7 protein-coding genes are annotated in these 12,606 nt (G+C 73.0%); 2 read left to right on the top strand and 5 right to left on the bottom strand.

All coding sequences use genetic code 11. The annotated features are described in order from the left end of the window. Positions 1-755, bottom strand: a 755-nt coding sequence (locus MLV88_RS21025; protein ID WP_243338622.1) for a zf-HC2 domain-containing protein, incomplete at its 3' end; no start/stop codon positions are given. Further along, positions 752-1,363 (bottom strand): RNA polymerase sigma factor, encoded by a 612-nt coding sequence (locus MLV88_RS21020; RefSeq protein WP_308197065.1) that lies wholly within the window; start codon positions 1,361-1,363, stop codon positions 752-754. The genes MLV88_RS21020 and MLV88_RS21025, both read right to left, overlap by 4 nt. A gap of 167 nt (positions 1,364-1,530) precedes the next feature. Here MLV88_RS21020 and MLV88_RS21015 point away from each other — a divergent pair, with 167 nt between their 5' ends. Beyond that, positions 1,531-2,955 (top strand): phytoene desaturase family protein, encoded by a 1,425-nt coding sequence (locus tag MLV88_RS21015; RefSeq protein ID WP_242361229.1) that lies wholly within the window; start codon positions 1,531-1,533, stop codon positions 2,953-2,955. 6 nt (positions 2,956-2,961) lie between these two features. Here the strand turns inward: MLV88_RS21015 and MLV88_RS21010 are convergent, their stop codons facing one another. Next, positions 2,962-6,162 (bottom strand): efflux RND transporter permease subunit, encoded by a 3,201-nt coding sequence (locus MLV88_RS21010; protein ID WP_242339648.1) that lies wholly within the window; start codon positions 6,160-6,162, stop codon positions 2,962-2,964. After that, a complete protein-coding gene (locus MLV88_RS21005) occupies positions 6,163-7,374 on the bottom strand; it encodes an efflux RND transporter periplasmic adaptor subunit (RefSeq protein ID WP_242339650.1) in 1,212 nt (403 codons plus the stop codon). Between the two features lie 256 nt (positions 7,375-7,630). Here MLV88_RS21005 and MLV88_RS21000 point away from each other — a divergent pair, with 256 nt between their 5' ends. After that, a complete protein-coding gene (locus MLV88_RS21000; protein WP_242339652.1) occupies positions 7,631-8,818 on the top strand; it encodes an endonuclease/exonuclease/phosphatase family protein in 1,188 nt (395 codons plus the stop codon). Positions 8,819-8,897: 79 nt separating this feature from the next. On the opposite strand, the gene nifJ is transcribed toward MLV88_RS21000, so the two are convergent. Further along, positions 8,898-12,530, bottom strand: coding sequence for a pyruvate:ferredoxin (flavodoxin) oxidoreductase (gene nifJ, locus MLV88_RS20995; RefSeq protein WP_242339654.1), 3,633 nt, complete (start codon positions 12,528-12,530; stop codon positions 8,898-8,900). Positions 12,531-12,606: the final 76 nt, after the last annotated feature.

Genomic DNA, 12,606 nt, shown 5'->3' with positions numbered 1-12,606 from the left:
GCGGCGCGGGGCGGCTCCTCGCGCGAGGCGCCGGGCGCGGTTGCCGGCTCGGGCGGCGCCGCGAAGCCCGCGTCCTCCGACTCGCCAGCAGGGCTCGCCTCGGCCTTCCGCGACGGCGCGGGAGCGCGCGCCTCCGGCGCAGCCTCCACGGCGGGAGCGGCCGGCGCTGCACGCCCCCCCTCTTCCTGCGCGGCGAGGGAGCGGACCCGGCTCCTCGCGGGCGCGGCGGGCTCGGCGCGACGCGAGGACGGCGCGGGCGCCTCCCCGTCCGCGCCGGCCGCCCGCGAGGCGGACGGGGTCGCGCCCGGACCGTCCGGGACGGGCGCCGCCGCGTCGCTCGCCGCGCCCGAACCTGCCGCCGGCGGCGCCTCCGCGTACTGCGTGTGCCCGAGGAGCTCCTCGCCCGGCCGCTCCGCCGCGGGGCGCAGCGCGAGGAGCCGGTACGAGACCGCCCCCACGGTGAGGAGGACGGCGGCGACGGCGGCGGCGGACCAGCTCCAGCGGGGCAGGATCCGCGCCGGGCCGCGCTCGCGCGCCGCCTCGCGGGCCGCCGCGAGCAGGATCCGCTCGCCGGCCTCGGGCGCGCGCTCCTGGGGGAGCGCTGCCATCGTCTGCCGCGTCGCGCGGATGCGCGCGAGCTCCGCGGCGCACTCCGCGCAGGCGGCCGCGTGCGCCTCCACCTCCCGCGCCTCGCGTGGCGACAGCTCGCCGTAGGCGTGCTCGAGGAGGAGCTCGGCGAAGCGCTCGTGGCTCATCGGGACGCCCCTCCCGCCGCGGACGGCGCGCCGTCGTCGGGGCCCACGCCCGCGGCGGCGAGCTCCACGCGCAGCGCCTCGAGCGCATAGCGCATCCGGCTCTTCACAGTGTTCTCGGGCGTGCCGGTCACCTCCGCGATCTCCGCGAAGCGCAGCCCGGCGTACTCGCGGAGCAGGAACACCTCGCGCTGCTCGGCCGGCAGCGCCGCGAGCGCCGCCTCGAGCCGGGGCCGGAGGAGCGCCGCGTCGGCGGCCGCGTCCGGCGACGGACCGTCCGCAGCGTGCGCCGCCGCGCCCGTCGGGCCAGGCGCGTCGAGCGGCTCCGCGCGCCGGAACGCCGCCCGGCGCGCCTCGTCGATCGCGAGGTTCCGGGCGATCGCGTACACCCAGGTCCTGAACCGCGCGCGCTCCTCCCATGTGCGGGACGCCTTCACCACCTTGAGGAACACCTCCTGACAGAGATCCTCGGCCCGTGCCCGGTCGGCGGTGAGCCGCACGAGGAACGAGAAGACGGGCGCGCGGTGGCGGCGCATGAGGGCCTCGAAGGCCCGCGCGTCGCCCCCCCGGAACCGCAGCATGAGTCGTTCGTCGCTCTCGTCCGGCGGCACCGTCGCTCCGGGCCTTCAGGCTCTCGAACGCACGAGCCACGAAAAGGATCTGACGACACATTGTACGCCGTCGAGCGGGCGCCCGTCGCGCCGCCTTGACGCACTCGACCGGAGAGCCCCCCGGCGCGGCGCTCGCGCGACCCGGCCGCGCGCGCTACCACCGGCCGGTGATCTCCCCGGACGCAGTGGTCGTCGGCTCCGGCCCGAACGGCCTCGCGGCCGCCGTGGCCCTCGGCGCCGCCGGGGTGCGTGTGCGCGTGCTGGAGCGGAACGCCGAGGTGGGCGGCGGGGCGCGCACGCTGCCGCTCACCCTCCCCGGCTTTCGCCACGACCACTGCTCCGCGGTCCACCCGCTCGCCGCGGGGTCGCCCTTCCTGCGCCGGCTGCCGCTCGCGGCCTACGGCCTCTCCTGGATCGAGCCCCCCGCCGCGGCCGCGCACCCGTTCGACGACGGCACGGCCGCGCTCCTCTCGCGCTCCTTCGCGGCGACGGGGGACTCGCTCGACGGCCCCGACGCCCGGGCGTGGCGGGCGCTCCTCGAGCCCATCACGGACGGGTTCGAGGCGCTCGTCGAGGAGCTCTTCGGCGGCCTGCTGCGCGTCCCGCGGCGACCGCTCCTCCTCGCGCGGTTCGGGCTGCCCGCGCTCGTGCCGGCCGCCTCGCTCGCCCGCGCGCGCTTCCGTGGCCCGCGGGCGCGCGCGCTCCTCGCAGGCCTCGCCGCGCACGCGCAGCTCCCGCTCGAGCGCACGCCCAGCGCGGCCTTCGCGCTCGTGCTCGGCGGGGCGGGCCACGCGCTCGGCTGGCCGTTCCCGGCCGGCGGGGCGCAGGCGATCGCCGACGCGCTCGCGGGCCTCGTCCGGGCGCGGGGGGGCACGATCGTGACGGGCGAGGAGGTGACCTCGCTCGACGCGCTCCCGACCGCGCGCGCGACCCTCCTCGACCTCACGCCGCGCCAGGTGCTGCGCGTCGCGGGCGGTCGCCTGCCGCGGCGCTACGCCGCGGCGCTCGCGCGCTTCCGGTACGGTCCCGGCGCGTTCAAGGTGGACTACGCCCTCGACGGCCCGATCCCCTGGCGCGCCGCGGAGTGCGAGCGGGCGGGGACCGTGCACCTCGGGGGCTCGCTCGAGGAGATCGCCGCCGCCGAGGCGGCCGTGTGGCGAGGCGAATCCCCGGCGCGACCGTTCGTGCTCGTCGCGCAGCCCACGCTGTTCGATCCTTCGCGCGCGCCGCCGGGCCGGCACACGGCCTGGGCCTACTGCCACGTCCCGAACGGCTTCGCCGGCGACGCGCTCGCGGGGATCGAGGCGCAGCTCGAGCGGTTCGCGCCGGGCTTCCGCGAGCGCGTCCTCGCGCGTGCGGTCCGAGGCCCCGCCGCGCTCGAGTCAGACGACCCGAACCTCGTCGGCGGCGACGTGGGCGGCGGGGCGAACACGCTCGCGCAGACGCTCTTCCGCCCGGCCGCGCGGCTCGTCCCCTGGTCCACGCCCGTGCGCGGCCTCTACCTGTGCTCGGCTTCCACGCCGCCGGGCGGCGGGGTCCACGGGATGTGCGGGTACCACGCCGCGCAGGCGGCGCTGAGGGGGATGGGCTAGGCCCGCTCAGTCCAGCTCGCGCCGCACCCCGCCCGCGCGCGCGTGCGGCGCCGGCGCGGGCTCGTGCCCGCCCTCGCCGGCGTGGCCCGGGCGCAGGACGCGGCGGAACATGCGGCGCACCCGCTCCCGGAGGCCGTCCATGATCTCGTAGACGGTGGGGATGACGAGGAGGGTGAGGAGCGTCGAGGTGATGACGCCGCCGATCACCGCCCGCCCGAGCGGCGCACGGAAGTCGCCGCCCTCGCCCAGGCCGAGCGCGACCGGGATCATGCCCGCGATGATCGCCACGCTCGTCATCATGATGGGCCGCAGGCGGATCCGCCCCGCCTCGACGAGCGCGTCGCGGATCGAGATGCCTCGCTCCTCGCGCGCCCACTTCGCGAAGTCGATGAGGAGGATGGCGTTCTTCGCGACGATGCCGAAGAGGAGGATGACGCCGATGAGGCTCATGATGTTGAGCGTGTCCCCCGTCACGAGGAGCGCGCCGACGACGCCGATGAGCGACAGCGGGAGCGACATGAGGATGGCGAGCGGGTCGAGGAACGAGCCGAACTGAAGGACCAGGATGAGGTACATGAGCAGCACGGCGAGGAGCAGCGCGAGGCCCACGCGCGTGAACACCTCGGCCTGGTCCGCGCTCTCGCCGCCCTGGCGGAGCGTGTAGCCCGGCGGGAGCTTCACCTCCGCGCCGAGCCGCTTCTCGATGTCCTGCACCACCTCGGAGAGCGAGCGGCCCGCGACGTTGCCCTGGATGTTGATGACGCGCTCGCGGTCGAGGTGGGAGATCTGCGCGGGCCCGAGCCCCTCCCGCACCGCGGCGACCTGCCCGAGCGGCACCACCTGCGGGTTCCCGCCGTTCTGCGCGTGGAGCACGAGCGGGAGCTGGCGCAGGTCGGCGGCGCGCTCGCGCGCCTCGGGGGCGAGCCGGACCATCACGTCGCGGGTCTCGCCGGTCGGATCCACCCAGTCGCCCGAGTCGAGCCCGGCGAAGGCGATGCGGAGCGACTGCGCGATCTGCCCGACGGTGACGCCGAGGTTGCCGGAGAGGCCGCGGTTCACCGCCACCTCGAGCTCCGGCTTCTGGCCGCGCGTGGAGAGCCCGACGTCCACCGCGCCCGGCACCGACTGCGCGACCGCCTTCACCCGCTCCGCGTACTGGGCGAGCACGCGCGACTCCGGCCCACGCAGCTCGAGCTGGATCGACTTGAACGCCCCGCCGAAGCCGCTCGTGAACACCGAGATGTCCGCGCCCGCGACGCGCGAGAGCTCGCGGCGGAGGACGGCCCCGAGCGCGTCCTGCGAGACGCCCCGGTCCTTCTTCGGCACGAGCCGCACGTAGACGAGCGCCTGATCCACGCCGGGAGCCTGCAGCGGGATGGGCGTGCCGATGGAGGAGTAGACGTACTTCACCTCCGGGTGGCGGTGGACGATCGCGTTCGCCTCCTCGACCTTGGCGCGGGTGTACTCGAGCGACGACCCCGGCGGCGTCTGGACGATGAGGCTCACCTCGCTGCGGTCCGAGATGGGCACGAACCCCGCGCCGCCGAACGCCCCCTGCAGGAAGATGGCGCCGAAGAACGACAGGGACGCGACCGCGAGCATGATCCAGCGGTGGTCGAGCGCCCAGGAGACGACGCCCTTGTAGCGGTCCGCCTGCCGGTCGAACCAGGCGTTGAACGCGCCGAGCGCCCGGCCGACCGGGCCGCGCGCCTGGCCCTTCTCGATCTGGGGGTCCGGCCAGTAGGCCGACATCATGGGGTCGAGCGAGAAGGAGACGAAGAGCGAGACGAGCACCGCCGCGGCGATGGTGAGGGCGAACGGCTTGAACCACTGGCCGGCCACCCCGTACATGAACGCGACCGGCACGAACACCGAGACGATCGAGAAGGTCGTGGCCGCGACCGCGAGGCCGATCTCGTCGGTGCCCTTGAACGAGGCGGTGGTGTGGTCCTCGCCGAGCTCGATGTGCCGGACGATGTTCTCGCGCACCACGATGGCGTCGTCGATGAGGATGCCGATGGCGAGCGAGAGCCCGAGGAGCGACATGGTGTTGAGCGTGAAGCCGAACGCCCAGACGCTGATGAAGGCGGCGAGCACCGAGACCGGCAGCGCGAGGCCGGTGATGACGGTCGAGCGCCAGGAGTTGAGGAAGAAGAACACGACGAGCACGGTGAGGAGCGCGCCCTCGACGAGCGTCGTCTGCACCTCGTTCACCGAGCGGCGCACCCGCTGGCCCGCGTCCTGGACCACCTGGAGCTTGGCGGCCTTGGGCAGCCGCGCCTCGAGCGCCTTCGCGCGCGCCTTGATCTGGTCGGCGACCGCCGTCGTCGAGTAGCCCTTCGTCTTCAGCACCTCGAGGCCGACCGCCTCCGAGGAGTCGTAGAGGGCGAGCGTGCGCGGCTCCTCCGCGCCGTCCTTCACGGACGCGACCTGCCCGAGCCGGACCACCTGTCCGCTCCGCGTCGCCACCGCGAGCGCGGCGAACTCCTCCGGCGTCTGAAGCCGCCCGGTGAGCCGGATCGACTGCTCGCCGAGCTTCGTGTTCACCCGCCCGACCGGCGCGGCGAGGTTCTGCGCCTGGAGCGCCCCGACCACGTCGTTCGCCGCGACGCCGGCGGCGGCCATCGCCTGCGGGTTCAGCTCCACGGTGAGCTCGCGCTTCTGCCCGCCGACGAGCCGGACGTCGGCGACCCCCTGCGCGGCGCGCAGCTCGCGCGAGACGACCTCGTCTGCGAGGCGCGTGAGCGCCGGGACGTCGATGGAGTCCGAGGTGAGCGTGAGGGAGACGATCGGCTCGTCGGACGGATCGAACCGCGTGATGATCGGCTCCTCCATCTCGAGCGGCAGGTCGGCGCGCTTCTCGCTGATGGCGTCGCGGATGTCCTGCGTCGCCTCCTGCAGGTTCTTCTCGAAGTCGAAGAAGACGATGAACTGGGCGAGGCCGTCGGTGGCGGAGGCGGTGGTCTGCTTCCCGTCGATCCCGCTGATCGAGAAGATCGCGTCCTCGATGGGATCGATGAGCTCGCGCTCCACCGTCTCCGGCGACGCGCCCGGGTAGACGATCGTGACGGCGACCACGGGCGGCTGCACGTCCGGGAACTCGTCGGTCTTCAGGGCGAACAGCGCCACGAGCCCGAAGATGACGAGCGCGAGCATCACCGTGACGGTGACGATCGGCTTCTTGATGGCGAAGTCGGAGACGAACATCTACCGCCCCCCGCCGTCCGACGCCTGCGCGCCGTCCTCCGGCCTCGCGCTCCTCCGCTCCTCCTGCTTCGGCGGCGCCCCGGCGCCTGCCCCCGGCGCCTCCGGCTGCGCGACGCGCACGGGGGCCCCCTCCGGGAGCGTCGCCCGCGCCGAGCCGAGCACGAGCACGTCGCCCGCGGTCACGCCCGAGCGGAAGGCCACCGCGCCGGTCACGTCGTCGCGCAGCGCGACCTCCACCGAGACCCGCTCGACCTTCCCGCCCGCGACGCGCATCACGGTGGGCGGCTTGCTCGAGTCGTCCACGGCGCTGGCCGGCGCCGCAGGTCCGGTGGCGCTCTCCGCGGCGACGCGGCCGTGCGCGTAGAGCCCCGAGATGAGCCGGCCGTCGTCGTTCTTCACGTCGACGTAGACGCGGACCTGCCCGGTGGCGGGGTCCACGGCGGGGTTCACGCGCTCGATCTCGCCCTGGAACACCTGCTCGAAGCCGGTGACCGTGAAGTCCACGCGCGCGCCCGGCCGCACGAGGCCGACCTGCGCGGCGGGCACCGATCCCTCGAACTGCAGCCGGGCCGGATCGATGACCGTGAAGAGCGGCGCCCCCGGCGCCACGATGTCCCCCACCGACACCTGCCGCTCGGACAGGACCCCCGCGAACGGCGCCTTGACTTGCGACTTCGCCACCTGCTGCTGGGCGGAGACGAACCGCGACTGCGCGTCGGCGAGCTGCGCCCGCGCGCCCTCGAGCGCCGCCTCGGCCTGCTCCGCCTGCTGGACGGCGAAGGCGCCCGCCTCGGCGAGGGTCCGCGCCCGCTTCGCGTTCGCCTCCGCCACGTGCAGCGAGTTTCGTGCGGCGGAGACGCCGGACTGGGCCGCGACGAGCGCGTCTCGGAGCGCCGTCACGTCGACGCGTGCCAGGACCTTTCCCTGCGGGACGCGCTCGCCCGCCTCGGCGAGCACCTCGAGCACGGTCCCGCCGACCTCCGCCCGCAGGGCGGCGGCGCGCTTGGCGCGCAGCGTCCCGGAGATGTCCGGCCCGGCCTGGAGCGTCCGCTCGGTCACCGTGGCGACGTTCTCGGGCGCGAGGGTGATCGGCTCCGGCGCGGCCGCCTTTCCGCCCGCTCCGTCACCGCCGCGCTTGCAGGCGCCGAGCGCCAGGAATGTGAGCGCGATCGCCGCGACGCGCGTCGCCATCCGGTGGGGTCGCCTCGCCATGCGTGCCTTCCTCTTGATCGGAAACAAGGACCGCCCCTGCTGGCGGACCCCTCCTTATGACCGAAATGGGGGCCGAAGCGCGAGCCTGATTGGGGTCAACGACCTTTCGCTCGCGATCTGCGCTCGCGCCACGGGGCTCGCGAAGGGCCGACACGAATGGTGCGCGCGATGGGGCGTCCCTCCAGGCCCGGCGTCCGGGCGAGCAGGCCACGCTAGGCTCCCCGCACTCTCCGCCAACCCTGGCCCGAGGTGCGCCATGGCCCTCTCGAAGGTCGCGCCGTCCTCCCTCTTCGCGCTCGTCGCCGCGGCGGCGCTCGCCGCCTGCGGCCCGGCCGCCGCGCCCACCCTCTCCTCCTCCTCGGATGCGACAAGCGCGTCCGCCGTCGATCCCGGCAACGCCGGCGGGAACAAGCAGCTCACGGTCATGACGCGGAACCTCTACCTCGGCGCCGAGCTCGGGCCCGCCCTCGCCGCGCGGTCCGTTTCGGAGCTGGTCACCGCCGCGACCACGATCTGGACGACGGTCGAGGCGAACGACCGCGGCTACGGGTCCGACGACGTCCTCGCCCGGTTCGACGGGATCGCCGACGAGATCGCCGCCACCTCGCCGGATCTGGTCGCGCTGCAGGAGGTCACCCTCTGGCAGAAGGCGCCGGCCGGCTCCGCGGACTTCGCGGTACGCTTCGACTACCTCGAGGTGCTCCTCGACAAGCTCGCGGAGCGCGGCCTCTCGTACGCGCCCGCCGTCGTCCTCCCCCTCACCAGCCTCGCGGTGCCCATCGCGACCGGCGAGACGGTCGCCATCACCGATCGCGACGTGATCCTCACCCGCGCCGACGAGCCCGGGCTGCACGTGTCGGACCCGCGCTCGGACGTCTACGGTCCGGACTCCTGCGCCGCCGATCCGGCCTGCCCGGAGCTCGTCCACTTCGACGTGCTGGGGCAGCCCCTCGCGATCCTCCGCGGCTGGACGAGCGTGGAGGTGGAGTACCGCGGGGAGCGGCTGCGGTTCGTGAACACGCACCTCGAGGCCTACGACCCGACCGTTCGCGTCGCGCAGGCGACGAAGCTCGCCGAGGCGTCGTCCGCGGGGACCTCGCGGGTCATCCTCGCCGGCGATCTGAACTCGCTGCCCGGGACGGAAGGCGCCGCGGCGCTCGCGGACGCAGGCTTCACGGACGTGTGGCCCGTCGTGAACCCCGACGACGCGGGCTTCACGAGCCCCTACCCCGAGGTGCTCTCCATACCGGCGATCGACCTCGACGAGCGCATCGACTACGTGCTCTTCCGCGGTCCGATGGTGCCGCGCTCCGCGGAGGTGGTAGGCGAGGCTTCGGAGGATCGCGTCGCGGTGTCGGAGGACGTCGCGCTGTGGCCGAGCGATCACGCGGGGGTGGTCGCGGAGGTCGAGCTCCTGGACGCGCGCTTCGCGACGCTGAAGTAGCGCGCGCCCCCGGAGAGAAGACGGGCCCGACCCGCCGGAGCGGATCGGGCCCGTCGTGTCTTCGCGCGGCTCCTCGAGGCTACGCGCGCGCCTTGGGCGGCGGCGGCTTCCCCGGGGCAGCGGCCGGGGTCGCGGCGGCGGCGCCGGGAACGAGGTTCGCCGGGTTCATCGCGCGGGCGAGCTGCTCGTAGAGCGCGTAGCGCTCGCGGACGTCCTTCTGCGCCTGCGCGAGCATCTTCGCGAAGCCCTCGGGGTTCGCCGCCTCGACCTGCCGGAAGCGGGTCTCGTTCTCGACGAACCGGGCGAGGTCGATCTTCGGCGCGGGGCTGTCGAGCTTGAGCGGGCTCTCCCCCTGGGCCACGCGCCGCGGATCGTAGCGGAAGAGCGGCCAGTAGCCGGACTCGACCGCCTTCTCCTGCTGCCCGAGCGCCTCGGACATCTCGTACCCGTGCGCGATGCAGTGCGAGTAGGCGACGATGACGGAGGTGCCGGTGTAGCTGTCCGCCTCCTTGAACGCGTTCACCGTCTGCGCGTCCTTGGCGCCGAGCGCGACCCGCGCGACGTAGGGGTGGCCGTAGCTCATGGCGAGCATGGCGAGGTCCTTCTTCGGCAAGGTCTTTCCGGCCACCGCGAACTTCGCCGCGGCGCCCATGGGCGTCGCCTTCGACGCCTGGCCGCCGGTGTTCGAGTACACCTCCGTGTCGAGCACGAGGATGTTCACGTCGCGGCCCTGCGCGATGACGTGGTCGAGGCCGCCGTACCCGATGTCGTACGCCCAGCCGTCGCCGCCGACGATCCAGACCGACTTGCGGACGAGGTAGTCGGCGATCTTCGAGAGCCAGCGCGCCTCGAAGGTGTCGAGCTTCGCGAGCTTCTGCTTGAGGAGCTTCACGCGCTCGCGCTGCTTCCCGATCGCGGCCTCGTCGCCCTGCTCGGCCTTCAGGATCTCCTCGACGAGCCCGTCGCCCACGGCGGTGCCCATCTTCCCGAGGAGCTCCTTCGCGTGCTCGGCCTGCTTGTCGATGGCGAGCCGCATGCCGAAGCCGAACTCGGCGTTGTCCTCGAAGAGCGAGTTCGCCCAGGCCGGACCGCGGCCCGCCTCGTCCTGCGTGTACGGCGTCGTCGGCAGGTTCGCGCCGAAGATGGAGGAGCAGCCCGTGGCGTTCGCGATGATGGCGCGGTCACCGTAGAGCTGCGTGAGGAGCTTCAGGTACGGGGTCTCGCCGCAGCCGGTGCAGGCGCCGGAGAACTCGAAGAGCGGCTGGAGGAACTGCGTCCCCTTCACGTCGAGCTTCACGCGGGTGCGGTCCGCCTCGGGGATGGACAGGAAGAACGCCCAGTTCGTCCGCTCCTTCTCCTTGAGCGGATTGGCGTCCGTCATGTTGATCGCCTTCTTGCCCTTCTCGGTCTTCGACTCGGCCGGGCAGATCTCCACGCACAGCGAGCAGCCGGTGCAGTCGTCCGGGGCGACCTGGAGCGCGTACTTGTTCCCCTTCACCTCCGGCGACTTGAAGTCCATCGTCACGAAGGTCTTCGGCGCGGAGGCGAGCACCTCGGGCGCGAAGAACTTCGGGCGGATCGCCGCGTGCGGGCAGATGAGCGCGCACTTGTTGCACTGGATGCAGAGGCTCGGCTCCCACACCGGCAGCTCGAGCGCGATCGAGCGCTTCTCCCACTTGGACGTCCCGGTCGGCCAGGTGCCGTCCACCGGGAAGGCCGACACCGGGAGCTGGTCCCCCTTGCCGGCGAGCATGAGCGCCGTGACGCGCTTCACGAAGTCCGGCGCCACCTCGGCGACCGCAGGCGGGCGCGGCGTCCCGCTCACCTTGCGGTTCGCGGTGCTCACCTCGAAGAGGTGGGCGAGGGTGTGGTCCACCGCGGCGAAGTTCTTCTGGACGACCTCCGGCCCCTTGCGCGCGTAGGTCTTCTCGATCGTCTTCTTGATGTGCCCGATCGCCTCGTCGCGCGGGAGCACGCCCGAGATCGCGAAGAAGCAGGTCTGCATGATGGTGTTGATGCGCACCCCCATGCCCGTCTCGCGCGCGACCTTGTACGCGTCGATGACGAAGACCTTGAGCTTCTTCCGCAGGATCTCGTCCTGCACCTCGGCCGGCAGGTGGTCCCAGACCTCGTCGGGCCCGTAGTGCGAGTTGAGGAGGAAGGTCGCGCCGGGCGCCGCCGCCTCGACCATGTCGTACTTCTCGAGGAAGCCGAACTGGTGGCAGGCGACGAAGTTCGCCTTCGAGATGAGGTACGCGGAGCGGATCGGCTTCGGCCCGAAGCGCAGGTGCGAGATCGTCACCGAGCCGGACTTCTTCGAGTCGTAGACGAAGTAGCCCTGCGCGAAGTTGGGCGTGTCCTCGCCGATGATCTTGATGGAGTTCTTGTTCGCGCCGACCGTGCCGTCCGCGCCGAGGCCGTAGAAGAGCGCGCGCACGACGCCGGCGGGCTCGGTGTCGAAGGCGGAGTCGTACTTGAGCGACGTGTTGCTGATGTCGTCGTTGATGCCGATGGTGAAGTGGCGCTTCGGCCGCGGCTTCCCGAGCTCGTCGTAGACCGCCTTCACCATCCCGGGCGTGAACTCCTTGGAGGAGAGGCCGTAGCGGCCGCCGATGACGGTGAGCTGGTGGTGGAAGCGGTCGATGTGCGCCTGCTCCGCCTCGCGCAGCGCGGTGACGACGTCCTGGTAGAGCGGCTCGCCGAGCGCGCCCGGCTCCTTCGTGCGATCGAGCACCGCGATGTGGTGCACGGTCCGCGGGAAGGCCGTCATGAACGCCCCGAGATCGAAGGGCCGGTAGAGCCGGACCTTCACGAGGCCGACCTTCTCGCCCTTCGCGACGAGGTGCTCGACGGTCTCCTCGATCGTCTCGCACGCGGAGCCCATCGCGACGACCACGCGCTCCGCCTCAGGGTGGCCGACGTACTCGAAGAGCTTGTAGTTGCGGCCGGTGAGCTTGCCGAACGCGTTCATCGCCTCCTGCACGTGCTCGGCGGCCTCGGCGTAGAACGGGTTGCACGCCTCGCGCGCCTGGAAGAACGCGTCGGGGTTCTGGGCCGTGCCGCGCACGCTCGGCTTGTCGGGCGTGAGCGCCCGGGACCGGTGGGCGGCGACGAGCTCCTCCGGGATCATCTGGCGGAGGTCGTCGTCGGTGAGCTCCTCCATCTTCGCGACCTCGTGCGAGGTGCGGAAGCCGTCGAAGAAGTGGAGGAACGGGATGCGCGAGAAGAGCGAGGCGCGCTGCGCGATGGCCGCGAAGTCGTGCGCCTCCTGCACCGACGCCGAGGAGAGCAGCCCGAAGCCCGTCTGGCGGACCGCCATCACGTCGGAGTGGTCGCCGAAGATCGAGAGCGCGTGCGTCGCGAGCGTGCGCGCGCTGACGTGCATGCAGAACGCGGTGAGCTCGCCCGCGATCTTGTACATGTTCGGGATCATGAGGAGCAGGCCCTGCGACGCCGTGAAGGTCGTCGTGAGCGCTCCCGCCTGCAGCGCGCCGTGCACCGCACCGGCCGCGCCGCCCTCCGACTGCATCTCGGAGACGGAGGGGATGGTGCCCCAGATGTTCTTCCGTCCCTTGGCCGACCACTCGTCCGCCCACTCGCCCATGTTGGAGGAGGGGGTGATCGGGTAGATCGCGATCACCTCGTTGATCCGGTGGGCGACCGAGGCGACGGCCTCGTTGCCGTCCATGGTCACCATGCGCCTGTTCGCCATCGGTAATGCCTCCTCGGGACGTGCGCGCCGCCGCGCGCGCGTTTACGCCGCGGAACAGCCGAGCGGGATTGACTAC

The organism is Anaeromyxobacter soli (genome assembly GCF_022808855.1).
Taxonomy (GTDB): domain Bacteria; phylum Myxococcota; class Myxococcia; order Myxococcales; family Anaeromyxobacteraceae; genus Anaeromyxobacter; species Anaeromyxobacter soli.
This window is presented reverse-complemented; position numbering and strand designations above follow the sequence as displayed.